The sequence below is a fragment of the Streptomyces sp. NPDC057137 genome, from assembly GCF_042670825.1.
GTDB lineage: Bacteria > Actinomycetota > Actinomycetes > Streptomycetales > Streptomycetaceae > Streptomyces.
In genome coordinates, this window is sequence record NZ_JBHUUW010000034.1 from 17,260 (window position 1) to 40,867 (window position 23,608).

At 71.1% G+C, this 23,608-nt stretch carries 26 protein-coding genes; 15 read left to right on the forward strand and 11 right to left on the reverse strand.

Annotated features, from left to right (window positions below; genetic code table 11):
- Positions 1 to 21: 21 nt before the first annotated feature.
- Positions 22 to 723, reverse strand: coding sequence for a FadR/GntR family transcriptional regulator (locus ACFT9I_RS24565; RefSeq protein WP_382567486.1), 702 nt, complete (start codon positions 721 to 723; stop codon positions 22 to 24).
- A gap of 131 nt (positions 724 to 854) precedes the next feature.
- On the opposite strand from ACFT9I_RS24565, the gene ACFT9I_RS24570 reads away from it, so the two are divergent.
- Both ACFT9I_RS24570 and ACFT9I_RS24575 read left to right on the forward strand, forming a co-directional pair.
- Positions 855 to 1,385, forward strand: a complete 531-nt coding sequence (locus tag ACFT9I_RS24570) for a gluconokinase (protein WP_382567488.1) — start codon at positions 855 to 857, stop codon at positions 1,383 to 1,385.
- Between the two features lie 112 nt (positions 1,386 to 1,497).
- The gene (locus ACFT9I_RS24575; RefSeq protein WP_382567489.1) at positions 1,498 to 2,904 is read left to right on the forward strand and encodes a GntP family permease; all 1,407 of its coding nucleotides are present in this window, start codon (positions 1,498 to 1,500) and stop codon (positions 2,902 to 2,904) included.
- Positions 2,905 to 2,965: 61 nt separating this feature from the next.
- Here ACFT9I_RS24575 and ACFT9I_RS24580 read toward each other — a convergent pair whose 3' ends face one another.
- Together ACFT9I_RS24580 and ACFT9I_RS24585 are read right to left on the reverse strand one after the other, a co-directional pair.
- The gene (locus ACFT9I_RS24580; RefSeq protein ID WP_382567491.1) at positions 2,966 to 3,655 is read right to left on the reverse strand and encodes a cytochrome b/b6 domain-containing protein; all 690 of its coding nucleotides are present in this window, start codon (positions 3,653 to 3,655) and stop codon (positions 2,966 to 2,968) included.
- Positions 3,597 to 4,262, reverse strand: a complete 666-nt coding sequence (locus ACFT9I_RS24585; protein ID WP_382567601.1) for a molybdopterin-dependent oxidoreductase — start codon at positions 4,260 to 4,262, stop codon at positions 3,597 to 3,599. The genes ACFT9I_RS24580 and ACFT9I_RS24585 overlap by 59 nt, the downstream gene beginning before the upstream one ends.
- A gap of 146 nt (positions 4,263 to 4,408) precedes the next feature.
- On the opposite strand from ACFT9I_RS24585, the gene ACFT9I_RS24590 reads away from it, so the two are divergent.
- Complete coding sequence (locus ACFT9I_RS24590; protein ID WP_382567493.1) at positions 4,409 to 4,855, forward strand: ASCH domain-containing protein; 447 nt, start codon at positions 4,409 to 4,411, stop codon at positions 4,853 to 4,855.
- Positions 4,856 to 4,903: 48 nt separating this feature from the next.
- Here ACFT9I_RS24590 and ACFT9I_RS24595 read toward each other — a convergent pair whose 3' ends face one another.
- Positions 4,904 to 6,559 (reverse strand): FAD-binding dehydrogenase, encoded by a 1,656-nt coding sequence (locus ACFT9I_RS24595; protein WP_382567496.1) that lies wholly within the window; start codon positions 6,557 to 6,559, stop codon positions 4,904 to 4,906.
- Between the two features lie 91 nt (positions 6,560 to 6,650).
- Between ACFT9I_RS24595 and ACFT9I_RS24600 the strand changes: the two genes are divergently transcribed.
- The 3 genes from ACFT9I_RS24600 to ACFT9I_RS24610 are packed head-to-tail and all read left to right on the forward strand — an operon-like array spanning position 6,651 to position 7,916.
- Positions 6,651 to 7,190, forward strand: coding sequence for an NUDIX hydrolase (locus ACFT9I_RS24600; protein ID WP_382567498.1), 540 nt, complete (start codon positions 6,651 to 6,653; stop codon positions 7,188 to 7,190).
- A gap of 10 nt (positions 7,191 to 7,200) precedes the next feature.
- Entirely contained in the window at positions 7,201 to 7,593 is a 393-nt protein-coding gene (locus ACFT9I_RS24605; protein WP_382567500.1) for a YidH family protein, read from the forward strand.
- Positions 7,593 to 7,916: a DUF202 domain-containing protein gene (locus ACFT9I_RS24610; protein ID WP_382567502.1), complete on the forward strand. Its 324-nt coding sequence runs from the start codon at positions 7,593 to 7,595 to the stop codon at positions 7,914 to 7,916. The genes ACFT9I_RS24605 and ACFT9I_RS24610 overlap by 1 nt, the downstream gene beginning before the upstream one ends.
- Positions 7,917 to 7,940: 24 nt before the next feature.
- On the opposite strand, the gene ACFT9I_RS24615 is transcribed toward ACFT9I_RS24610, so the two are convergent.
- Entirely contained in the window at positions 7,941 to 8,900 is a 960-nt protein-coding gene (locus ACFT9I_RS24615) for a hypothetical protein (protein ID WP_382567504.1), read from the reverse strand.
- 142 nt (positions 8,901 to 9,042) lie between these two features.
- Between ACFT9I_RS24615 and ACFT9I_RS24620 the strand changes: the two genes are divergently transcribed.
- From ACFT9I_RS24620 to ACFT9I_RS24630, 3 genes are all read left to right on the forward strand, one after another.
- Positions 9,043 to 9,339 carry a hypothetical protein gene (locus tag ACFT9I_RS24620; RefSeq protein WP_382567506.1) on the forward strand — a complete coding sequence of 99 codons (297 nt, stop codon included), beginning with the start codon at positions 9,043 to 9,045 and terminating at the stop codon, positions 9,337 to 9,339.
- 227 nt (positions 9,340 to 9,566) lie between these two features.
- Positions 9,567 to 10,589: a phosphotransferase family protein gene (locus tag ACFT9I_RS24625; protein WP_382567508.1), complete on the forward strand. Its 1,023-nt coding sequence runs from the start codon at positions 9,567 to 9,569 to the stop codon at positions 10,587 to 10,589.
- An 8-nt stretch (positions 10,590 to 10,597) separates the two neighbouring features.
- Positions 10,598 to 11,812 carry an acyl-CoA dehydrogenase family protein gene (locus ACFT9I_RS24630; RefSeq protein WP_382567510.1) on the forward strand — a complete coding sequence of 405 codons (1,215 nt, stop codon included), beginning with the start codon at positions 10,598 to 10,600 and terminating at the stop codon, positions 11,810 to 11,812.
- Positions 11,813 to 11,858: 46 nt separating this feature from the next.
- Here ACFT9I_RS24630 and ACFT9I_RS24635 read toward each other — a convergent pair whose 3' ends face one another.
- The 4 genes from ACFT9I_RS24635 to ACFT9I_RS24650 form a co-directional block, all read right to left on the reverse strand.
- A complete protein-coding gene (locus ACFT9I_RS24635) occupies positions 11,859 to 13,499 on the reverse strand; it encodes a hypothetical protein (RefSeq protein WP_382567512.1) in 1,641 nt (546 codons plus the stop codon).
- A gap of 317 nt (positions 13,500 to 13,816) precedes the next feature.
- Positions 13,817 to 14,410, reverse strand: coding sequence for a TetR/AcrR family transcriptional regulator (locus tag ACFT9I_RS24640; RefSeq protein ID WP_382567514.1), 594 nt, complete (start codon positions 14,408 to 14,410; stop codon positions 13,817 to 13,819).
- 18 nt (positions 14,411 to 14,428) lie between these two features.
- Complete coding sequence (locus ACFT9I_RS24645; protein ID WP_382567516.1) at positions 14,429 to 16,126, reverse strand: AMP-binding protein; 1,698 nt, start codon at positions 16,124 to 16,126, stop codon at positions 14,429 to 14,431.
- Positions 16,123 to 16,890 carry an SDR family oxidoreductase gene (locus ACFT9I_RS24650; RefSeq protein ID WP_382567519.1) on the reverse strand — a complete coding sequence of 256 codons (768 nt, stop codon included), beginning with the start codon at positions 16,888 to 16,890 and terminating at the stop codon, positions 16,123 to 16,125. Before ACFT9I_RS24650 ends, ACFT9I_RS24645 begins: the two co-directional genes overlap by 4 nt.
- Before the next feature lie 224 nt (positions 16,891 to 17,114).
- Here ACFT9I_RS24650 and ACFT9I_RS24655 point away from each other — a divergent pair, with 224 nt between their 5' ends.
- Both ACFT9I_RS24655 and ACFT9I_RS24660 read left to right on the forward strand, forming a co-directional pair.
- Positions 17,115 to 18,392 carry an exo-beta-N-acetylmuramidase NamZ domain-containing protein gene (locus tag ACFT9I_RS24655; RefSeq protein ID WP_382567521.1) on the forward strand — a complete coding sequence of 426 codons (1,278 nt, stop codon included), beginning with the start codon at positions 17,115 to 17,117 and terminating at the stop codon, positions 18,390 to 18,392.
- 131 nt (positions 18,393 to 18,523) lie between these two features.
- Entirely contained in the window at positions 18,524 to 19,135 is a 612-nt protein-coding gene (locus ACFT9I_RS24660; protein WP_382567524.1) for a hypothetical protein, read from the forward strand.
- A 140-nt stretch (positions 19,136 to 19,275) separates the two neighbouring features.
- On the opposite strand, the gene soxR is transcribed toward ACFT9I_RS24660, so the two are convergent.
- Positions 19,276 to 19,740, reverse strand: coding sequence for a redox-sensitive transcriptional activator SoxR (soxR, locus tag ACFT9I_RS24665; RefSeq protein WP_382567526.1), 465 nt, complete (start codon positions 19,738 to 19,740; stop codon positions 19,276 to 19,278).
- A gap of 130 nt (positions 19,741 to 19,870) precedes the next feature.
- On the opposite strand from soxR, the gene ACFT9I_RS24670 reads away from it, so the two are divergent.
- A complete protein-coding gene (locus ACFT9I_RS24670; RefSeq protein WP_382567528.1) occupies positions 19,871 to 20,332 on the forward strand; it encodes a MaoC family dehydratase in 462 nt (153 codons plus the stop codon).
- 19 nt (positions 20,333 to 20,351) lie between these two features.
- Here ACFT9I_RS24670 and ACFT9I_RS24675 read toward each other — a convergent pair whose 3' ends face one another.
- A complete protein-coding gene (locus ACFT9I_RS24675) occupies positions 20,352 to 20,975 on the reverse strand; it encodes a TetR/AcrR family transcriptional regulator (RefSeq protein WP_382567530.1) in 624 nt (207 codons plus the stop codon).
- 153 nt (positions 20,976 to 21,128) lie between these two features.
- Between ACFT9I_RS24675 and ACFT9I_RS24680 the strand changes: the two genes are divergently transcribed.
- Genes ACFT9I_RS24680 through ACFT9I_RS24690 form a run of 3 tightly spaced genes read left to right on the forward strand, consistent with a single transcriptional unit; the run spans position 21,129 to position 23,605 of the window.
- Positions 21,129 to 21,785 (forward strand): TetR/AcrR family transcriptional regulator, encoded by a 657-nt coding sequence (locus tag ACFT9I_RS24680; protein WP_382567532.1) that lies wholly within the window; start codon positions 21,129 to 21,131, stop codon positions 21,783 to 21,785.
- 14 nt (positions 21,786 to 21,799) lie between these two features.
- The gene (locus ACFT9I_RS24685; RefSeq protein WP_382567534.1) at positions 21,800 to 22,564 is read left to right on the forward strand and encodes an ArsR/SmtB family transcription factor; all 765 of its coding nucleotides are present in this window, start codon (positions 21,800 to 21,802) and stop codon (positions 22,562 to 22,564) included.
- 33 nt (positions 22,565 to 22,597) lie between these two features.
- A complete protein-coding gene (locus ACFT9I_RS24690) occupies positions 22,598 to 23,605 on the forward strand; it encodes a DMT family transporter (RefSeq protein ID WP_382567536.1) in 1,008 nt (335 codons plus the stop codon).
- The last annotated feature ends 3 nt before the right edge of the window (positions 23,606 to 23,608 follow it).

The following is a 23,608-nucleotide window of genomic DNA, read 5'->3' on the forward strand; positions in this document are numbered from 1 at the left end:
CCCGGCCGCCGGGGCCCCCGGTCAGGGGGCCAGCACGTCGAGTTCCTGCAGGGCGCCGACGGCGATCTCCCGGGTCAGCTCCTCCGCGCGGGCCGCGTCCCGTTCCCGTACGGCTTCGGCGACCCGTACATGCAGGGTCACAGCCGCCGGGTCCGGGTCGTGGAACATCACCTCGTGTCGCGTACGGCCCGTCAGGACCTCCGCGACCACATCCCCGAGCCGCGCGAACATCTCGTTGCCCGACGCGTCGAGAACCACCCGGTGGAAGGCGATGTCGTGGCGCAGATAGCCCTCCAGCTGGTGACCGCGCGAGGTGGCGACCATCCCGAGCGCCTGTTCGGTGAGGGCGGCGCACTGCTCGGGCGTGGCGTGGGTGGCGGCGAGACCGGCGGCGACCGGTTCGATCGCGGAGCGCAGCACGGTCAGCGAGCGCAGTTGGCGCGGCCGGTCGTTGCCGGCGAGCCGCCAGCGGATGACCCGCGGGTCGTAGACGTTCCACTCGCGGGCGGGCCGCACCGTCACCCCGACGCGGCGCCGGGACTGGACGAGGTGCATCGATTCGAGGACGCGGACCACCTCGCGTACGACGGTGCGCGAGACGTCGAAGCGCTGCGCGACCTCGTCGGTGCGCACGACGCCGCCCTCGGGGTACTCGCCCCCCGTGATGGCGAGACCGAGGGTGTCGAGCACATGGGTATGCAGGCCCCGGCCTTCTGTGGTCATGGCGGAAGCCTACGGGGCGGGCTCGGAGAAGAAAAAATATGACGTGTGGGTTACGACACCTTGAATACGTCGTACATATGAGTTTCAGTAGCGCGGAGGCAGCGGAGCACGTGAAGACAGCGAGGCATCAGATGAGCACCCCCCACGTCGTCGTGGTGATGGGCGTGGCAGGGACCGGCAAAACCACCGTCGGTCCCCTGCTGGCCGCCGCACTGGGCGTCCCGTACGCCGAGGGCGACGACTTCCACCCCCCGGCGAACATCGCCAAGATGTCCGCGGGCACCCCGCTGGACGACGACGACCGCTGGCCCTGGCTCGACGCGATCGGGCGCTGGGCGCACGGCCGGGCCGGACTCGGCGGCGTGGTCAGCAGCTCGGCGCTCAAGCGCGCCTACCGGGACCGGCTGCGGGCGGCGGCGCCCGACGCCGTCTTCCTGCATCTCACCGGCGAACGGGCCCTGATCGAGCGGCGGATGGCGGACCGCAAGGGGCACTTCATGCCCACCGCCCTGCTGGATTCGCAGTTCGCCACGTTGCAGCCGCTGGGCGACGACGAGGCGGGCGTCACCGTCGATGTGGCGGGCACCCCCGAGGAGATCGCCGAACGGGGCGTCGCCGCGCTGCGCCGTCTCGACCGTCCCCAGGCGTCCGAACCCGCCTGAGTCCGCCTGAACACAGCCGGACTCAGCCGGACTGACCTGAACTCACCTGAACTCACCTGGCAGACAAGCCAGTTACCCGACCCCCCGAATCTCCCCGAACTAAGGAACCCCCGTGACCAGTCTCAGCGTCGAGACGCTGGCAGCGGACGCCGTAGAACCGATCACCTCGGCCGGCAACACGCAGCTGGGCATCGCCGTTCTCGCCGGTATTGCCGTCATCGTCCTGCTCATCACCAAGTTCAAGCTGCACGCCTTCCTCGCACTGACCATCGGCACGCTGGCACTCGGCGCCTTCGCCGGCGCGTCCCTGGGTGACACGATCACCAGCTTCTCCGCCGGTCTCGGCTCCACCGTCGCGAGTGTCGGCGTGCTGATCGCGCTCGGCGCGATACTCGGCAAGCTGCTCGCGGACTCGGGCGGCGCCGACCAGATAGTCGACACGATCCTCAGCCGGGCGAGCGGGCGCGCAATGCCTTGGGCGATGGTCCTCATCGCCTCGGTGATCGGGCTGCCGCTGTTCTTCGAGGTCGGCATCGTGCTGCTGATCCCGGTCGTGCTGCTGGTCGCCAAGCGCGGCAACTTCTCCCTGATGCGGATCGGTATCCCGGCGCTGGCCGGTCTCTCCGTCATGCACGGGCTGATCCCGCCGCACCCCGGCCCGCTCGTCGCCATCGATGCCATCGGCGCCGACCTCGGCATCACGCTGGCGCTGGGCCTGGTCGTCTCCGTACCGACGGTGATCATCGCCGGTCCGCTGTTCTCCCGCTACGCCGCGCGCTGGGTGGACATCCAGCCGCCCGAGCGGATGCTCCAGACGCTGGAGAAGCGTCCGTCCGACGACACCGACAGGCGTCCGAGCTTCGGCGCCACCGTCGCGACGGTCCTGCTGCCCGTCGTCCTGATGCTGGTCAAGGCACTGGTCGACATCGTCGTGGACGATCCGGAGGACCAGGTCCAGAAGGTCGCCGATGTCGTCGGCTCCCCGCTGATCGCGCTGCTCGCCGCCGTCATCGTCGGCATGTTCACCCTGGGGCGCGCCGCCGGCTTCACCAAGGACCGGCTCGCCTCGACCGTCGAGAAGTCCTTCGGGCCCATCGCGGGCGTGCTGCTGATCGTCGCCGCGGGCGGCGGTTTCAAGCAGACCCTGATCGACGCGGGCGTCGGCCAGATGATCCTCGAGTTCTCCGAGGACTGGTCGATCCCCGCGCTGCTGCTGGGCTGGCTGATCGCGGTGGCGATCCGGCTGGCGACCGGCTCGGCGACCGTCGCGACGATCTCCGCCGCCGGTCTCGCCGCGCCGCTGGCCGCCGACATGTCGACGTCGCACGCCGCGCTGCTGGTGCTGGCGATCGGCGCCGGTTCGCTCTTCTTCAGCCATGTCAACGACGCGGGATTCTGGCTGGTGAAGGAGTACTTCGGGATGGACGTCGGCCAGACGATCAAGACCTGGTCGGTGATGGAGACGATCATCTCCGTCGTCGGTCTCGGCTTTGTGATGCTGCTCTCGCTGATCGTCTAGCGCGGGTTCCGGAAGTAGCTCCGGTTCCGGAAGTAGCGTCCCCCCGTCTGGGCGGGGCGGGTCACTCCTCCTCTTTCCACAGGGAGTGCTCCCGCTCCGCCCATGGCCGTTCCACCGACCCGGTCCGCATCCCGCGCCGTGCCTCCGGGTCGGCGAACGCCATCCCGATGTGCCCGATCAGTACGAGCCCCACGGCCAGCGACAGCCAGTCGTGCACGAACGTGGCGCTCGTCCGCCACACCAGTGGCGTCAGCCAGGTGAACCACATCATCAGGCCCGTCGCGAGCATGACCAGTACGGCTCCGGCGATCCAGCCGCCGTACACCTTCTGCCCGGCGTTGAACTTGCCCGCCGGGCGCGACTCCGGCCGGAAGTCGCGGCGCCGTACCGCCCGCAGCCACTCCTTGTCGTGCGGCGCGAAGCGGTTCAGCCGCCGCAGATCGGCGCGGAACGACGGGGACGCGAGCCCCACGAGGAACGGCGCGGGCAGCAGCAGCCCCGACCACTCGTGCAGGGTGACCACCAGATAGCGGCGGCCGACGAGTTCGGCGAGCTGGGGTACGTACAGGCAGGCCGCCGTCGCCACGCACACCAGCATGAGGGCGCCGGTCGCGCGGTGGACCAGCCGCTCGGCGCGGCTGAACCGCCGCCGCAGGCGGGGGCGCGCCGGGTCCGTCGAGTCCGGGGGCCGGTCAGACGGTCGGGGTGTCGGTGCGGCCGTTGGACCGCCCGACCCAGGCGTCGACGTCATAGCCGCGCTCCTCCCAGTAACCGGGGCGGACGTCGGAGGTGACGGAGATCCCGGAGAGCCATTTCGCCGATTTGTAGAAGTACATGGGCGCCACGTAGAGCCGTACCGGACCGCCGTGCGAGTGCTCGACCGGCTTGTCCTGCATCTTCAGCGCCACCAGTACGTCGGGCCGCCTGGCCTGCTCCATGGTCAGGCTCTCGCTGTACGTGCCGTCGAAGCAGGTGAAGCGCACGGCCTTGGCGTCGGGCCGTACCCCCGCCGCGTCCAGGATCCGTGACAGCCGTACTCCCTCGAACGGTGTTTCCGGGACGCGCCAGCCGGTGACGCACTGGACGTCACGGACCATGCGGGTCTGCGGCAGCTTCCGCAGACCGTCGAGCGTGTACGTGGTGGGCCGGTCGACCAGCCCGTCCACCTTCAGCCGGTAGTTCTCCGGGCCCTTGCGGGGTACGGAGGTGGCCACCGAGTAGTAGCGGAACCCGCCCCCGTTGGGCAGCAGCCCGGTCAGCCCCGTCGGGTCGCTGTCGGACACCGCGCCCAGGAAGGATTCGAGGCCCCGCTGCAGATAGGGCGCCGTGACGACGCCCGCCGCGCCGAGGCCGAGCATGGAGAGCACCAGGCGGCGCCCGACGGGCGTGCCCTCCGGGTCGGTATCTGGAGTGGTCACCTCTTGATTCGAACACCACCGGGCCCCGGAAGCCAGGGGCGACGGCTTTCCGTCATGGTTTCGTCAGGTCCGGCAGACTGGCGCGCATGGAGACGCCCCGGGAAAACCCTCACGCGGACCGCGAAGCGCTGCCGCCCTTTCTGCTCGCCTTCCCCGGCCCGCTGCGCGATCAGCTGGTCGCCGCCGTCCTGTCCGGGCAGAAGGTCTCGACCACGGGCCTGCTCGCCGAGTACGAGGCGGAGAAGGAGGAGCTGCCACCGGTCGGCGAGCGTTCGGCGCTGATCGACTCGGACGGCCGTGAGATCGCCGTCGTCGAGCTGACGGAGGTACGGGTGCTGCCGCTGGGGCAGGTCGATCTCCGGCACGCGCTCGACGAGGGCGAGGGATACGAGTCGGTGGCGGCCTGGCGCGCGGGCCATGAGGCGTTCTGGCACAGCGACGAGATGCGCGAGGCGCTGGGCGACCCGTCGTTCACGGTGCACGACGGGACGCTGGTGGTGGCGGAGCGCTTCCGGGTCGTGGAGCGCCGGTAGCGCCGGGGCTCAGCGAACCGCCTCGGTCCACCGCCTCAGCCCACCGCCTCAGCGCACCGCCTCCGCCGCCGCCCGCCCGGCCGCGCGCCCGGAGAAGATGCAGCCGCCGAGGAACGTTCCCTCCAGCGAGCGGTATCCGTGCATCCCCCCGCCGCCGAAGCCGGCCGCCTCCCCCGCCGCGTACACCCCCGCCAGCGGTGTGCCGCCCTCCCGCAGCACGCGCGACGACAGGTCGGTCTCCAGCCCGCCGAGCGACTTGCGGGTCAGGATCCGCAGCCGTACGGCGATCAGCGGACCGGCCTTGGGATCGAGGATGCGGTGCGGCGCCACCGTACGGATCAGCTTGTCGCCCAGATACGCGCGCGCCCCGCGCACGGCCGTCAGCTGAAGGTCCTTGGTGAACGGGTTCGCGACCTCCCGGTCGCGGGCGGTTATCTCCCGGCGCAGCTCGGCCTCGTCGATCAGCGGCTTCTCGGTGAGCGCGTTCATGCCGCGCACGAGCGACGCCAGGTCCTTCTCCACGACGAAGTCCGCGCCGTTGTCCATGAACGCCTTCACCGGTCCCGGCACGTCCAGCCGCGCCCGGTTGATCACGTCACGGACGGACTTGCCCGTCAGGTCGGGGTTCTGCTCGGAGCCCGAGAGCGCGAACTCCTTGCCGATGATGCGCTGGTTGAGGACGAACCAGGTGTAGTCGTGGCCCGAGTGCATGATGTGGTCCAGCGTGCCGAGCGTGTCGAAGCCGGGGAACAGCGGCACCGGCAGCCGCCGGCCGCGCGCGTCGAGCCACAGCGACGAGGGCCCCGGCAGGATCCGGATGCCGTGCTTGGCCCAGATCGGATTCCAGTTCTCGATGCCCTCCGTGTAGTGCCACATCCGGTCCTGGTTGATGTGGTGGGCGCCGGCCCCCTCGGTGATGCCGAGCATCAGACCGTCGACATGCGCGGGCACGCCGGAAAGCATCTTCTCGGGCGGGGTGCCGAGGCGGTCGGGCCACTGGGCGCGTACGAGGTCGTGATTGCCGCCGATACCGCCGGACGTCACGATCACGGCCTGCGCCTTGAGTTCGAACTCACCCGCCGTGACACGGCTGCTGGCCGTGCCGCGTTCGGCGTCGCTCGGCTCCAGCACCTCGCCGGTCACGGTGTCGACGGCGCCGGCCGTGGCGCCGAGTCCGGTGACCCGGTGACGGAAGCGGAACGTCACCAGCCCCTTGGCGACGCCTTCGCGCACCTTCCGTTCGAACGGCTCGACGACGCCGGGGCCGGTCCCCCAGGTGATGTGGAAGCGCGGCACCGAGTTGCCGTGCCCGCGCGCGCCGTAGCCGCCGCGCTCGGCCCAGCCGACGACCGGGAAGAACCGCACGCCCCGCTCCCGCAGCCAGGACCGCTTCTCCCCGGCGGCGAAGTCCACGTACGCCTCCGCCCACTTGCGCGGCCAGTGGTCCTCCTCGCGGTCGAAGCCGGCCGTGCCGAGCCAGTCCTGGAGCGCGAGGTCGCGGCTGTCCTTGACGCGCAGCCGCCGCTGCTCGGGCGAGTCCACGAGGAACAGCCCGCCGAAGGACCAGTGGGCCTGCCCGCCGATGGACCCCTCGGGCTCCTGGTCGAGGAGGATGACCGACCGCCCGGCGTCGACGAGTTCGGCGGTGGCGACCAGTCCGGCCAGTCCCGCGCCGATCACGATCACATCAGCGTCGTACGCCATGGGTTCCCACCTTCTCGGGGCGACTGAGGTGGTCCGATCTTCCGTACGGGCCGGTAACGAGTCAACTGTTCGGCATGCCAGGCTGTCCTCCATGAGCGCCGCTGACGAAATCCTTGACATCGTCGACGAGAACGACCATGTCGTCCGGCAGGCCTCGCGCGGCGAGGCGTACGAGAAGGGCTTGCGGCACCGCTGCGCGTTCATCCTGGCGCGCGACGCCGACGACCGCGTCTTCGTGCACCGCAGGACCGCGACCAAGATGGTCTTCCCGTCCCGCTACGACATGTTCGTGGGCGGTGTGGTCGGGGCGGGCGAGTCGTACGACGACGCGGCGCTGCGCGAGGCCGAGGAGGAGCTGGGTGTCTCGGGTCTGCCGCGCCCCGTACCGCTGTTCTCGTTCCTGTACGAGCCCGAGGGCGGCGGGCGGGGCTGGTGGTCGCGGGTCTACGAGGTCCGCTGCGCGCTGCCGGTCTCCCCGCAGGTGGAGGAGATCGACTGGCACACCTTCCTCGACGAGGAGGAGTTGGACCGGCGGGTGGCGGAGAGCGCCGCCGGCGGTGGGTGGGTGTGGACACCGGACGGTCTGGCGGCGTACGAGCGGCTGAAGGCGGTCCGCGCGCGAGGTGCGTAGGGTGCGACGGGTGATCGACTTTGTGCGGAGCCTGCGCCTGTGGTTCGCGCCCCGGCGGATCAGTGACGAGGGCACGACCCCCGACTACCGCTTCTCGCTCGCCAACGAGCGCACGTTCCTCGCCTGGATCCGTACCGCGCTCGCCCTGGTGGGCGGCGGATTCGCCGTCGACCAGTTCCTGCCGGACCTGCGCTGGGGTGTCCGGGTGGGGCTGGCGGTGGTCCTCTTCGCCATCGGCGCGCTCAGCGCGCTGCGGGCGATCAGCCAGTGGGTGCGCAGCGAGCGGGCGATGCGCCGGGGCGAGGACCTGCCGGTGACGCCGTTCCCGACACTGCTGGGTCTGTCCGTCGCGGCCGTCGCCGTGATCATGCTGGTCGTGGTGCTGTCCGGCCGGACCGGCTGATGGGGAGCCCGCCGCCGGGTGACGCCACGCGCGACCCCGGCCTCCAGCCGGAGCGGACCCGGCTGGCCTGGCGGCGTACGACCCTGACGTACACGGTCGTGGCGGTGCTCGCGGGCCGGCAGGTCGTCCGGGACGACGTGCCGGTCGCGGGGGTGGTCGCGGCGGCGCTGAGCGCGCTGGTCTGGCTGGCGTTCCTGTGGGTGGCGCACCGGCGGATGGTGGCGCTGGACAGGGCGGAGCCGCGCGCGCTCCCGGTGCGCGCGGGGGTGGCGGCGGTGGCGTGCGTGATCTGTCTGGCGGCGTTCGGTGTGACGGTGCTCTGAGGGTTTGAATCCGGCGGACGGGGCCTATCGGTTGCCCGTCTTGTAGCGCGCCCGGGTGCCCGACCGGGGGCGGGCGCCCGAGCCGGTGCGGGAGGTCGATCTCGTACGGAGCGCCAGTGCGATCCTGCGCTGTTCGCGTCCCGCGAAGCCCGGCTCACGGGCCATCAGCCGGATCAGCTCCTCGCGGAGGCGGGTGCTGCGGCCCGCCTCGGTGAAGTACCGGGCCTCGGCGAGCGCGCGGGCGACCTCGTGGTGGCGGGGTGTCAGGGTCGACTCCTCGTCGAACCAGTTCCCGTGCGGGAAGGACTGGTTGACCTTCGGCTGATGGTCGGCCAGATACCGCCACACGCGGCCGTCGAGGGACACGTCGGACACATGGTGCGCGGGCAGGGTCCGCACCCACGCGTTGCCGGGGTCCTGCTGCCAGCGCCAGGTGTTCGGGCTGGTGCGGGTACGCGGGGTCACCGCGACGTACCGGAGCTTGCGCCGGATGACCGCCCACGGCTCGCGGCTCTCCTCGATCCAGTCGGCGAGCCGGCCGTGGAGCGTGCCGTAACTCCGCCCCTCGCAGACGACGTCGACCAGGGCGACGGGGTGCTTGCGGCGCGCCAGCGCGTACGGCTCCAGGCCCACGGAGGCGAGGTGCTCGCGGAAGCGGCGGACGGCGGCGGGGCTCCAGTCGGTGTCGGCCATGCAGGAGACCGGCAACCGCAGCAGCCGCCCGTCCCACGGCGAGTGTTCCAGCGCGCCGGTCAGCAGGTCGTACATGGAGTCCAGCGACCGGCCGAGGAAGCAGAGGTCGGCGCCGTCGGAGCGGGCGAGGACCTTGGCGGTGACGCCGGTCAGCTCCGAGAGGACCAGATCGGAGGGCGGGCTCTGGTCCTGCGGCGCGGCGAGCGTGCCGAGTTGGTCGGGCCGGCCGCCGCCGAACGAGGACAGCGACCAGCGGTAGGGCTGGGGCGGCGGCGCGGCCTCGGCGGTCATGCCTGCCAGTTCAGCACCGCACGCCCCCTGCGGTCATTCGATTTACGGCACGCGAACCGGACCTACCGGTCATCACGGACATGCCTGGTAGCGTCCCGACCGGCTTCGCAAATAGCCATTCAACCCAACAAAGGTGCACATCATGACGCCTCTTCACCAGGAACACCCCACGCACCAGCACGCCCACGGACCGACCTGCGGCCACACCGAGGTACGGCACGGCGACCATGTCGACTACGCGCACGACGGGCATCTGCACCGGAAGCACGTCGAGCACTGGGACGAGTGCGAGCCCGTCGCCCATGTCGTCCACGACAGCCACCCTCACCAGCACGGCGAGGGCTGCGGCCACCCCGCCGTCGCGCACGGTGACCACAAGGACTACGTCCACGACGGCCACCGGCACGCCGCGCACGAGGGCCACTGGGACGACCACTGACCCAGGCGCACACCCCGGACGTCCACCGAGGACGCACACGGCCGGGTCCGGCTCTCCCGGGCCCGGCGCACCGATCCGCACGCCCATCGATCCCGTCACACCCCCGGGCGGTTTCCCGTCACCCACTGGACGGCATACCGACTGGTCGGCATCATGAACGGCGAAGGCTTTCCACCGCCCCGCCCGCCATACCGCCCGCCATACCGCCCGCCCAGGAGGTACGACCGATGAGCGCCAGTCCCCCGCCAGGACTCGACCCGGAGCGGGTGCGCGGCCACCTCGACCGCGAGCGCCCCGGTCTGGTGAGCGGACCGCTGAGCGCCCGGCTGATCGAGGGCGGCCGGTCGAACCTGACGTATCTCGTCACCGACGGCGCCCACGAGTGGGTGGTCCGCAGGCCCCCGCTCGGCCATGTCCTGGCCACGGCGCACGACATGAAGCGCGAGTTCCGGGTGATCAGCGCGCTGCACCCGACCGCCGTGCCGGTGCCGGAGCCCCTGCTGCTGTGCGAGGACCCGGAGGTGCTCGGGGCGCCCTTCTACGTGATGGAGTACGTGACGGGGACTCCGTACCGTACGGCCGAACAGCTCGCGCCACTCGGCCCCGAACGGACCCGCGCCGCGGTCCTCGGCCTGGTCGACACCCTCGTCGAACTGCACGCGGTCGACCCCTCGGCGGTGGGGCTCGCCGACTTCGGCCGGCCCGAGGGCTTCCTCGACCGCCAACTGCGCCGCTGGGGAAAGCAGTTGGACGCCTCGCGCAACCGGGACCTGGCCGGCGTGGACGAGTTGCACGCGGCTCTCGGCCGCTCGCTCCCCAACTCCCCCGCGCCCACGGTCATTCACGGCGACTACCGGCTCGACAACGTCCTGATCGGCGACGACGACCGCATCAAGGCCGTGCTGGACTGGGAGATGTCCACGCTGGGCGATCCGCTGACCGACCTCGGTCTGCTGGTGATGTACAGCGCGCCGCTGGAGATCCCCGGCTCCCCGATCAGTACGACGGCAGGCGCGGCCGGCCATCCGGCCCCGGCCGAGCTGATCGCGCGCTACGCCGCCGGATCGGGCCGCGACACCTCGGCGATCGCCTGGTACACGGCCTTCGCCTGGTTCAAGCTCGCGGTGATCCTCGAAGGCATCCACTACCGCTACACGCTGGGCCAGACGGTCGGCGGCGGATTCGAGCGCATCGGGGATCTCGTCCCCGTCTTCATCGAGCACGGCCTCACCACCCTGCAGGAAGGCTGACCGCACCCATGGACTTCGCATTCGACGCCCGTACCGAGGAACTCCGCAGCGAGCTGCTGGACTTCATGGACGAGCACATCCGCCCCGCCGAGGCCGTCGCCCACGAACAGCGGGCCCGGCTCGCCGACCCCTGGGACACCCCGGCGATCGTGGGCGAGTTGAAGGCCGAGGCCCGCAAGCGGGGGCTGTGGAATCTGTTCCTCCCGGACGCGGAGCACGGCGCCGGGCTGACCAACCTCCAGTACGCGCCGCTCGCCGAAATCACCGGCCACAGCCCGCACTTGGCCCCGACTGCGCTCAACTGCGCGGCGCCCGACACCGGAAACATGGAGGTGCTGGCCCAGTTCGGCAGCGACGAGCAGAAGAAGCGCTGGCTGGAGCCGCTGCTCGCCGGTGAGATCCGCTCGGCGTTCGCGATGACCGAGCCGGAGGTCGCCTCGTCCGACGCGACGAACATCCGGACCCGGATCGAGCGCGTCGGCGACGAGTATGTGATCAACGGCCGTAAGTGGTACATCTCCGGGGCGATGAACCCGGACTGCCGGATCTTCATCGTGATGGGCAAGACCGACCCGGACGGCGCCGACCCCCGCCGCCAGCAGTCGATGATCCTCGTCCCGCGCGACACCCCCGGCCTCACCGTCGAGCGCGCGATGAGCGTGTACGGCTACGAGGACCACTCCCACGGCGGCCACGCCGAGGTGTCCTTCACCGACGTCCGCGTCCCGGCGGACCAGCTGATCGGCGAGGAGGGCGGCGGCTTCGCCATCGCCCAGGCCCGGCTCGGCCCCGGCCGGATCCACCACTGCATGCGGCTGATCGGCATGGCCGAGCGCGCCATCGAGCTGATGTGCCGGCGGGCGGTGTCCCGTACGGCCTTCGGCAAGCCCATCGCCCAGCAGGGAGTGGTCCAGAACTGGATCGCCGACGCACGGGTGACGGTCGAGCAGCTGCGGCTGCTGGTGCTCAAGACGGCCTGGCTGATGGACACGGTCGGCAACCGGGGCGCGCACACGGAGATCCAGGCCATCAAGATCGCGACCCCGCGCGCGGTGGTCGACATCATCGACAGCGCGGTGCAGCTGCACGGCGCCGGCGGGGTGAGCCAGGACTACCCGCTGGCGGAGCTGTGGGCGGCGGCGCGGACACTGCGGCTGGCGGACGGGCCGGACGAGGTGCACCAACGGTCGCTGGCGCGGCGGGAGTTGAAGAAGTACCTGTAGCGGGCGGGGCTGTCCGGGCGATCCGGCAAGATCGCCCGGACAGGACCTAGCGCTTGAAGGTGACCTGCTTCTCGTCCAGGTCGTAGTCGTAGGTGCCGGTGAAGCCCCAGTTCTGCCAGCCGCCGTCACCGTTGTTGACGATGGTTCCCTCGTCGACGGCGAACACGTTGACACCGTCCACCACCGCGAGGTGTTCGATGCCGGACACCCCGGAGAAGGACATGTCGTTGAAGGACTTCACCGCGATGATGTTCGTGTCGGGGAAGCTGCGGCCGTACTCCTCGATCAGCGACTGCGTCAGCTCGCCGTCGTCGCCCGGCACATCGCCGGAGTAGTCCGTGCCGGGGTACGGTCCGCCGTCCGTGTACTTCGGCGTCTCGTCGTTGAAGTTGACCGTGCCCGAGCCGGTGGGGGTGGAGTCGGCGTCCAGGTCGGCGGGTTCGGGCTGTTCGAAGGCCGCTTCCTTGCCGTCGCGGGTGAAGTCGCCGTAGTAGGCCCAGTTGGTGTAGCCGCCGTCGCCGTCGTTGCTGAACGTGCCCTTGTCGAAGACGTACACGTCGAACACGGCCCGGCCGGAGGCGATGTCGTCCCCTTGCTCGTCGTCGTGGTACTCGGGCGAGTTGAGCCGGTACCTGCCCTCGTGGACGAACGAGTCCGGCTCGTCCGCCCAGTGCGACGGCTGTTCCGAGTGCATCGCGACGACGTTGTAGTCGGGGTAGCAGCGGCGCAGGTCGTTCACGAGCATCCGGACCGCCTGCGTCGACGCCTCGTTGTCGAGCGGGGAGTACGTGTTGTAGTACCGGTTCCGGTCGGGCGGTTCCTGCCCCTCGATCTGGCACCCCTCGTCGCCGGGCTTCCAGCCCTCTTTCCGCTTGGGACGCGGCGGCTCCTGGAACGTGACGGTGCGGCGGTCCTCGCTGACGTCGAAGACGCCGTGGAACGCGCGGTTCTTCCAGCCGAGGTCGGCGTCGTCGGCCCAGGTGAACTTCCCCGTCTTGAAGGCGTAGACGCGGTAGGTCGTGCCGCTGATCTCGACGGTCTCGATCAGGGCCGCGCCGTCCATCTGCTGGAGGTTTCCCTCGTGCGGCTGTGCGATGACGATGTTGTAGTCGGGCAGGCAGTAGGCGAGGTCGTCGAGCGCCAGCTTGACCCGCTTCTCCTTGTTCTTCTCGTTGTCGATCTTGTCGATGACAAAGTTGACCAGGTAGGAGTAGCCCCAGGCGGCCGCCTTGCTGGCGGGGCCGTTGCCCGGTACGGAGATCCTTGAGTTAGACGACCGTTCCCGCGGCTCGAAGCAGAGGCTGGGGAGCGCGTTCCCTTCGCCGGCGGGCTTTCCGGCCGTTTCGACGACAGGTGTCTCGCCGGCCCCGCCGACGGGCTGCTCACCCGGCTCACCGGGCCGGCCGGTCCCGTCGGATCCACCGGGCCCGTCCCCGGAGGCCGTGGCGGGTGCGACGGGTTCGTCGGCAGCGGGCTCGTCGCCGGAGTCGCAGTCGCCGCCGCCGTCCGCCATGTGGACGATGCGGCAGACATGGTGCTGCGCGTAACCCGCGACGTCGCCCCCGATGCCGGTCGCGACGATCGCGGCGGTCACCAGGGCGACGACCCCCAGCGTTCCCAGGTACTCGAGTGCCGACTGCCCTCTGTTCAGGCGTACGTCATGGCGTATCCGGTCGCTGCGTCTCACAGGTCACCTCGTCGTAGCTCGCTCCAGTCGCAGGGAGTGTCAAACCCGCTGTTCGGAACGGTAACGACGGCCACGGGGCCCACCGCGAGGGTCCGCAGGCCCACGACCGGGACCCAAATCGGCGCCTCGGGGCCCAGGGGGTGTCCGCGAAGTAGCGCCGTCCGCCCGCAGGGCGGGGCCCGCGGCGTCTGGTGCGGTGCATCGCAAGGCGGAGGATCGGCCTCGTACTGGGCGTACTTGGCCGACTCCGACAACGCGGCGAAGTGCCGTGCCAGGCGTCGCGGGCCAGGCGGGACTTCGCGGACACGCCCCAGTCCTTACGGGCGCAGCGCGCGCAGCAGCAGGTCCGCGAGGTGGTCGGCGACCTGCTGCGGGGTGAGCGGGCCGTCCGGGCGGTACCAGGTGGAGAGGTGGTGGACCGAGCCGAAGTGGTAGTCCACCACCAGGTCGGACGGCGTGGCGGAGGTGAACACCCCGCTGCGCTGGCCCTCTTCGACCAGCGCGCGGAACCGCTCGTGGTAGCGCCGCCGCTCGGCCCGTACCTGTTTGTTCTTCTCCGGGCTCAGATGGTGCATCGAGCGGAAGAAGATCGCCGCGTCGTCCAGGTTCTCGATGGTCGTCACGACCACGTCGGCCGCCGCCGCGCGCAGCCGTCGCTCCACGGGCTCGTCGGCGTCGGCGAAGGCGTCCAGCCGCTCCTGCTGGAGGCGGAGCACCCGCGCGTACACCTCCTGGAGGAGGTCTTCCTTGGAGCCGAAGTAGTGGTAGAGCGCGCCCTTGGTGACGCCCGCCGCCTCCACGATCTCCTGGACCGACGTGCTGCCGTAGCCCTGCTCGGCGAAGAGCCGGGTGGCGGCGGCCAGCAGCCGCTGGGGTACGGGCGCACCGTTCCCGTCCGTCGTTCTGGCCACTGTCGCCGCCTGCCTCTCTCAGTTCCCCGCGGGGTCCGCCGCCGTGGTGTCCGCCGCCGTCTCCTGGCGTGAACGCAGCTCCCGCCTCAGGATCTTCCCACTCGTGGTTTTGGGCAGCTCGGGCAGGACCTCCACCTGGCGTGGATATTTGTACGCGGCGAGTCGTTCGGCGCAGTACGCGGCCAGTTCGGCGGGGTCGGCCGCCGCCCCCGGCCGGAGGCTGACGTACGCCTTCACGCTCTCCCCTCGGTAGTCGTCGGGGATGCCGACCACGGCCGCCTCGCGCACGGCGGGGTGCGTGTAGAGGACGTCCTCGACCTCGCGCGGCCAGACCTTGAAGCCGGAGGCGTTGATCATGTCCTTCTTGCGGTCCACGACGTAGAGCCAGCCGTCGGTGTCCATGAAGCCGATGTCGCCGGTGCGCAGTTCGCCGTCGGGGAAGGTCTCGGCGGTGGCGGCGGGCTGATTCCAGTAGCCGGAGACGACCTGGGGGCCGCGTACGGCTATCTCGCCGTGCTCGCCGAAGGGGACGTTCCTGCCTTCCTCGTCGACGATCCGCACGACGGAGTCGGGGCCGGGGAGGCCGACGGACAGTGTGCCGGAGACCGGGTCGACGGGGGCCTCCCTCTCGGGCGGCACGGACGCGCAGGGGGCGGTGCACTCGGTGAGCCCGTAGCCGTTGCGCAGATACGGGCCGAAGCCGGCGCGGAACTTCTCGACCAGCGCGGGCGGCACCGGGGCGCCGCCCGAGGAGATCACGGCGAACGAGCTGAAGTGGTCGGGCGTGGCGGCCGGGTGGGCGGCGAGCGCCATGAAGGCGGTGGAGGGGCCGACGGTGTAGGCGGGGCGGTGTTCGGTGAACGCGTCGAGGACGACGCCGGGTTCGAAGCGGTACGCGAGGATCAGCGTGCCTACGTTGGCGATACAGGCGGCCAGCTCGCAGACCAGTCCGGTGATGTGGAAGAGCGGGGCGAGGACGAAGTAGCCGGCGCCCTCCGCGAGGGGGTGGCCGACGCGCTGGCGCTCGGCGTTGACGGTGATGTTGCCGTGGGCGTTCATCGCGCCCTTGGGGGTGCCGCTGGTGCCCGAGGTGTAGCTGATCAGCGCCACGTCGGTGGCCACCGGGTCGCGTTCGGCGGGCGCGGGCAGGCCCTGGCGGGCGACGGTGAGCAGATCGTCGGTGTCGGTGGGGCGCGGCAGCCGGTCGAAGCCGAGGACGCGGGGGTCGTCGCGGGTCTGGAGTTCGTGCTCGGCGACGGTCAGCACGATTCGCACGGGGGACGTCCGCACGGTGTCGCGGAGGAACGACTCCCACGCGCCGTCGGAGCAGACCAGCGCGGTCACTCCGGCGTCCGCGAGGACATGGCCGACCTCGGCCGACTTGTACATCGGGTTGACCGGGACGACGATCGCCCCGGCCTTCCAGGCGGCGAGCAGCGCGATGACGAACTGCGGGGTGTTCTGGAGCATGATCGCGACGCGGTCGCCGCGCGCCAGTCCCTGGGCGGCGAGATGGCCGGCGACGGAGTCGGAGAGCGCGTCGGTCTCGCCGTAGCTGAGCCGGCCGTCGAAGTAGACGAGCGCGGGGTGCTGGGGTGCCCGGTCGGCGGCGGCGCGGAAGGCGTGCAGGACGGAGGCGGGCGGGTGGATGACGGACGCCTGGGCCTCGGTGAGCCGGCCGATCCAGGGTTTGTCCGCGTAGCTGAGCGCCGTCATCGCCCGGCTCCTTCCCACTTCTGCTGGATCTGGTTCATGCTGGTCAGCCAGCGGTCGGGGTCACCGGCCCGCGCCCGGTAGTAGCCCGCCACCTCGGCGTGCGGCAGCACCAGGAAGCGGTCCTCGGCCATCGCGTCGAACAGCGCGTCGGCGACGTCCTCGGGCTCGATCGCCGTCGGGGCGAGTACGAGGTCGCCCGCCGATCCGGTGGCGGCCAGCATGTCCGTACGGACTCCCTGCGGGCAGATCGCGTGGACCTTGAGGCCTCGGTGGCGGTAGGTCAGCGAGAGCCATTCCGCGTAGGCGAGCGCGCCGTGCTTGGTGACGCTGTACGGCGCCGCGCCGATCATCGTGAGCAGTCCGGCGGCGGAGACGGTGGAGACGAACCGGCCCGTGCCGCGCTCCAGCCAGTCGGGCAGCAGGACCCGGGAGGCGCGTACGTGCGCCATCACGTTGACGTCCCAGGCCGACGCCCAGACGTCCTCGTCGGCGAAGGCGTCACCGGCCGAGCCGACGCCCGCGTTGGCGCAGTAGATGTCGACGGCGCCGCCGAGCGCGTCGCGCGCCTGCTTGACCACGGCGGAGGCGTCGCCCGGCAGGGCGGCGGCGGCGCCGATGGACTCGGCGACGGCGTGGGCCTTGACGGCGTCGAGGTCGTTGACGACCACATGGGCGCCCCCGGCGACGAATCTGCGGGCGAGCGCGGCACCGATACCGCCGCCGGCTCCCGTGACCACCACTCGCGCGCCCCGCACCGTACTCATCGGACCTGCCTCTCCGGTTCACCGCGGCACACACCGCTCGACCCCGGCAGACTAACCAGTCGGTATGTCGCGACGGAAGGGCGCGGACGGAACGGGCGCCCCTTCGCCGCGTACGGGCCCGCGCACCCCCGCGGGTGCCGCACCGGACAGGGCCTGACCCGATCGGCCAGACACCCCCTAGAGTCCGTGGACATGACAGAGCGTGTGATCACGGAGGTGGCCGAATGAGCCTGACCAGACGGGGTTTGCTCGCCGCGAGCGGCGCGGTGGGAGCGGTGGGTGCGGCGAGCGCGGTGGGGGCGGCCGGCGCTCCGGCCGCCGCGGCGGACCGGAGCCGGGGCAGCGGGGGCGGGCGGGTCCGTACGGGCTTCGACCGGCTGGCGGCCGACGGCTACCGGCTGCTCGCCGGTCAACGGGTCGGGATCGTCACCAACCCGACCGGCGTCACGCAGGACGTACGGCACATCGTCGACGTCATGCACCCGGACGAACGCGTCGACCTGACCGCCGTCTTCGGCCCCGAGCACGGCTTCCGGGGCACGGCCCAGGCCGGCGGCTCCGAGGGCAGGTACGACGACCCGGCGACCGGGCTGCCGGTGTACGACACGTACCAGACGAGCGGGCAGCGGCTCGCCGACATCTTCACCGCGTCCGGCGTCGACACGGTCGTCTTCGACATCCAGGACGCGGGCGCCCGCTTCTACACCTACATCTGGACGCTGTACGACTGCATGGAGGCGGCGGCCCTCGCGGGCAAGCGCTTCGTCGTGCTCGACCGCCCCAACCCCGTCACCGGGCGGGCGGCCCTCGGACCGGTCCTGCACCCGGAGTTCGCGACGTTCGTCGGCCGGAAGCCGATCGCGCAGGCGCACGGCATGACGGTCACCGAACTGGCGCTGCTCTTCAACGGCGAGTTCCTCGCCCGGCCGGTGGAGCGGCTGGACATCGTCAGGATGTCCGGCTGGCGCCGCTCCGACTTCTTCGACGGGACCGGCCTGCCCTGGGTCCCGCCGAGCCCCAACATGCCGACGCCGGAGACCGCGTTGGTCTACTCGGGCACCTGCCTCTTCGAGGGCACCAACCTCTCCGAGGGCCGCGGCACGACCCGCCCCTTCGAACTGCTGGGCGCCGAGGGCGTCGACGGCGCGTGGGCCGAGGCCGCCAACGCCGAGGCGCTGCGCGGAGTGCGTTTCCGTGAGGCGTACTTCGCACCGACGTTCTCCAAGTTCCAGGGCAAGACGGTCGGCGGGGTCCAACTGCACGTCCACGACCGGGAGTCGTTCGATCCGGTGCGTACCGGCATCGCGCTGCTGGTGACGGCGAAGAAGGCATGGAGCGGCTTCGCCTGGCGCGAGGACAACTGGATCGACAAGCTCACCGGCTCCACGTCCGTACGCACATTGATTGACGCGGGCGCGGACACGGACGAGGTGGTCGGCGCCTGGCGCGGTGAACTCGCGGCGTTCCGGGCGACACGTGAGCGGTACCTCCAGTACCGCTGAGCGGGGCTGATGGCAGTCCTCAGGGGTGAAAAGCCGTCTGATGGCTGCCATCGCATTTTCGATGGAGCCGGATCGGGCACGCGTACGTCTATTGGATGACGCCGATGCAGCAACGACGGAGGTGGCAGGCGATGGCCGGATTCCGGAGTCTCGCGAGACAGGTGCGCGATCCCCGATGTGACCTGGCACTACGCCGGTATTCACTGCGTAAGTGCCTTGAGCGGTTTGCCCCTTATGGGCATCGAGCCACCTGGGACCATCTGTGTGAACGGCACGACATCGAGCCGGAGGACAGAGCTCCCGATCCGGTGCGGCTGATGGCCGCGCTGGACGAACTGGAAGAGGCGCGGGCCGTCTGGCTGGCGTACGAGACGCAGTTCGCCAAGCGCCGTAAGCGCGAGAAGCACGACGGGCTGAGAAGACCGGGCACGTTCGACGACTGGCACCGCAAGACCTGGGGCGGCAACGGGGTGGTGCGGTGCGACGACCCGGCCGTCCATCCGACGGAGCCCCTGGCCGAGGTGTTGCGCCGGCTGATCGCCGGGCTGGAGTCGGGACCGGGCGGCGCGTGCCCGGTGTGTGCGGAGAAGGGAATCGTCTGGCGGCCGGATCTGTCGCAGGCTCCGTGGTCGGGAGCGGTGTGCAAGGGCTGTGGCATTGTCGTGCCACGGCCCGTTCTTACGTCCGAGGCCATGGAGCGGGCGAAGCGCGTACGGCAGCGGGAGTTGGCCTCGGTGGCCTGACCCGCCTCCGGGCGGGACAGGCCGAAGACGGCGAACGGCATACGGATCGGTACGGATCGGTCAGGGGCGCGCCGATCCGTCAGGACGTACGGCCCGAGGGCGCAACCGCGACCAGGACGTACGGGGCAAGGACGGGACCGCTACCTGCGCTTGCGCTCCGCCAGCAGCCGGGAGCCGGACATCCGGTCGCCGAACACGTCGTCGGGGTTGGACAGTACGCAGGTCTCCAGCGAGAGACACCCGCAGCCGATGCAGTCGGTCAGATGGTCCCGCAGCCGGCCGAGCTGTTTGATGCGCTCGTCGAGTTCCGAGCGCCAGGCCTCCGACAGCCGTGCCCAGTCGTCATGGTTCGGCGTACGCCCCTCGGGAAGCTCCGCGAGAGCGTCCCTGATGGTGGCGAGCGGAATGCCGACGCGCTGAGCCGCGCGCACGAAGGCGACCCGGCGAAGCGTGTCCCTGCTGTAGCGGCGCTGGTTGCCGCTGGTGCGACGGCTGCTGATCAGCCCTTTCGCCTCGTAGAAATGCAGGGCCGACGTCGCGGCACCGCTGCGCGCCGAGAGCTGCCCGACGGTGAGTTCATGGATCTTCTCCGGAATCTGCGGCACGTCACCGACCCTACGTCGGGCGCCGTGTCACGCGTTGACAGGACAGGCGGCCCCAACCATGCTGAGCAAGCGCTTGGACACCGCGCGGACGGTACGTGAGACGGCGCTTGAGAGGCAGGTATCGACAGACATGGCTGAGCCGAGGGTCTTCACATCCGCGGAGGAACTGCGCGCCGCTGTCGGCGAGCAGTTGGGACACAGCGACTGGCTGGAGGTCGACCAGAAGCGGATCGATCTCTTCGCCGAGGCCACCGGGGACCACCAGTGGATCCATGTGGACCCGGAGCAGGCGGCGAAGGGGCCGTTCGGCACGACCATCGCGCACGGCTATCTGACGCTGTCGCTGCTGCCGGCCCTCGTCCCGCAGATCCTGGCCGTCCAGAACGTGACGATGGGCGTCAACTACGGCGCCAACAAGGTGCGTTTCCCCGCACCCGTGCCCTCGGGTTCACGGGTGCGCGCGACGGCCGTGCTGAAGGAGGTCGCCGAGGCGGGCGGTGGCGTGCAGGTCACCGCCGTCGTCACGGTGGAGCGCGAGGGCGGCGAGAAGCCGGTGTGCGTCGCGGAGTCGGTCTCCCGCTACTACTTCTGACCGGCGGCCGGGGGCGAGTTCATCCGGCCACCACCATGCGCAGCACGAGGTCGGCGTAGAGGGCGCCGACCTCGTCGGGCGTCCGGCGGCCCTCCGTGTTGAACCAGCGCGCCACGTCGATGCAGAGCGACAGCACGGCCAGGGTGGTGCCGGGCACGTCCGGGACGTCGAACTCCCCGTCCCGTACGCCGTCCTGGATGATCCGGCGCACCGCCGCGTCGCTGCGCCTGCGCAGTTCGACGATCTCGGTGCGGTGTTCGGCGGTGAGGGCGTCGAGTTCGTACTGGACCACACGCGCCGTGGTGTGACGTGTCGCGTGCCAGCCGACGAACGAGCGGACCGCGTCGGCGAGCCGTTCGGCGGCCGTGCCGTCGCGGCCGGCGGCGGCGTCCAGGATCTCCAGGGCCTTGTCGTGGCCGATCCGGCTGATCCGGTGGAGCAGTTCTTCCTTGGTCTTGTAGTGGATGTAGAGCGCCGCGGGGCTCATACCGGCGCGGCTCGCGATGTCGCGGGTGGTGGTGGCGTGGTACCCGCGTTCGGCGAACGCCTCCACGGCGGCGACGAGCAGCCGCCTGGCCGCCTCGGGGGTGACCTCACCCCACGGGATGCCCTCGCCGTCGGCCGTCCGTTCCGCCGTACGCATCGCTCTCGCCCCTTCCGGTCGCTTCCGGTCAACAGAACGCACACCCTACCCCGAGGGTGAGCAAGCGCTTAGGTCTCTGGTCGAACCGCCGTCCCACCGGTGCCGCACCGCGCGACGACCCGGCGCCGGGGTCACAGCCATACGATGTGCGCCATGGCCCGACCCCGCAAGCCGCTCCTCAGCAGAGACCGCATCGTCGCGACCGCGGGCGCGCTCGTGGACGCCGAGGGGCTCGGCGCCGTCTCCACCCGCCGGCTGGCGGCGGAGCTGGGGGTCAGCGGACCGTCCCTCTACAACCACTTCCGCAACAAGGACGAGATCCTGGACGCCGTCGCGGACTCCGTCAGCGCGCAGGTCGACCTGTCGATGTTCGACGAGGACGACGGACGGGACTGGCGCACCGCGCTGCACGACTACGCCGTCTCCTACCGGGCCGCGCTCAGCGCGCACCCGCACATCGTGCCCGTGCTCGCCCAGGGTCCGGGCCGCCGCCCGGCGGGCCTGCGGGTGGCCGACACGGTCTTCGGCGCGATGGTCCGGGCCGGATGGCCGCCGACCCAGGCCACCCATATCGGGGCGCTGATGCGGTACTTCATCACGGGCTCGGCGCTCGGCTCGTTCGCGCGGGGCTTCGTGGACGACGAGACGGCGTACGACCCCGCCGACTATCCGCACCTCGGCCAGGCCCATCTGCTCGCCGAGCGGCAGCAGCAGGTGGACGAGGGGGCCTTCGAGACGGGGCTCAGGGCGCTGATCGACGGGCTGGCCGCGCAGTACGAGACAGTTCGGGCCACACCGAAGAGTTCTTGAGGCACCCTGGAGGTATGCCGCAGACCTCCACCCCGGGCGCGATCGGCGCCACCCCCGACTCCTTCGACCTCCCCGCCCCGTCGGCGTCCCCCGGCGCGCTCCTCGCGAGCTTCGCCGCGCTGCTCGCCGACGAGACCCGCGCCGTCTTCTGCCTGTCCCTGCTCGACGGGCGCGCCTGGACGGCGGGTGAGCTGGCACGCGAGGCCGGAGTCGCCGCGTCCACCGCCAGCGAGCACATCGGGAAGCTGATCGCCGCCCGGCTGGTCACCGAGGAGCGGCAGGGCCGCCACCGGTACGTGCGGCTGGCCGACGCCACCACCGCCGAACTGGTCGAGTCGCTGGCCGCGCACGTCATGCCGGGCCGCGACAGCCCGCACATCGCGCTCGCGTCGAGGGCGAGCGGCGCCATGGCACGTGGCCGTACCTGCTACGACCATTTCGCCGGCCGGCTCGGGGTGGCACTCACCGATGCCATGTCACGGCGTGGACTGCTGCTCACGGACGCGGGCTTCGCCCTCACCGAGCAGGGCACGGAGTGGTTCCGCGAGCGGGGAATCGCGCTGGGCGTCGCCGGCCGGCGCCCGGTGGTCAGCTCCTGTCTGGACTGGACGGAGCGCCGGCGCCATCTGGCGGGGGTGGCGGGGGCGGGGCTGTGCCGGCTCGCCCTGGAGTCGAAGTGGTGCGTGCGCATCGGTACGGAGCGGGCGGTACGGGTGACACCGACCGGGGAGCGGGTCTTCGCCGAACTGCTCGGGATCGAGCCGTCAACACTTCGGTGACAGCCGAACTGTTAAGGGCTTAACATCGCTCTCATGGCGAACCCTTCCGGTCCGCGTGCCCAGGCGCGCCCGGCCGCATCGACGACCGCTCCTCCCGGCGGCACATCCACCCCCGCGCCCGGCCCGGCGTCCAGCCCGTCGCCCGGCCGCGCGCAGCCGCTGGCCTTGGCCGCCGCCGGGGTCACCGTCGTCCTCTGGGCGTCGGCCTTCGTCTCCATCCGCAGCGCGGGCGAGGCGTACGCACCGGGCGCGCTGGCGCTCGGACGGCTGCTGACCGGATCGCTGGTGCTGGTCGCGATCCTGCTGATACGCCGCGAAGGGCTGCCGCCGCGCGCCGCCTGGCCCGGCATCGTGGTGTCGGGACTGCTCTGGTTCGGCGGCTACTCGGTCGTCCTCAACTGGGGCGAACAGCTCGTCGACGCGGGCACGGCGTCCCTCGTCGTGAACATCGCGCCGCTGCTGATGGCGCTCCTCGCGTTCCGCCTCCTGGGTGAGAACCTGGCGCCCCGGCTGCTCACCGGCATGGCGGTGTCCTTCGCCGGCGCCGTGGTGGTCGGTCTGTCGATGGCCGGCGGCGGCAGCACCTCCGTACTCGGCGTGGTGCTCTGCCTGGTGGCGGCGGTGGCGTACGCGGGCGGCGTCGTCGCGCAGAAGCCCACGCTGGCGTACGCGACACCGTTGCAGGTCACGACGTACGGCGCGCTCATCGGGGCGGTCGGCTGCCTGCCCTTCGGGTGGCAGCTCGTCCAGGACGCCGCGGACGCGCCGCTGTCCGCGACGCTCAACATGGTCTATCTGGGCATCTTCCCGACCGCGCTGGCGTTCACGACCTGGGCGTACGCACTGGCCCGTACGACCGCGTCGCGGATGGGCGCCACGACCTACGCGGTTCCGGCGATCGTCGTCCTGATGGCCTGGCTGCTGCTGGACGAGATCCCCGGCCCGCTCACGCTCGCCGGTGGCGTGCTCTGCCTGGCGGGCGTGGCGGTGGCGCGCTCCCGGTCGCGCCGGCCGAAGGACCAACTGCCGCAGGCCACTTGAGGC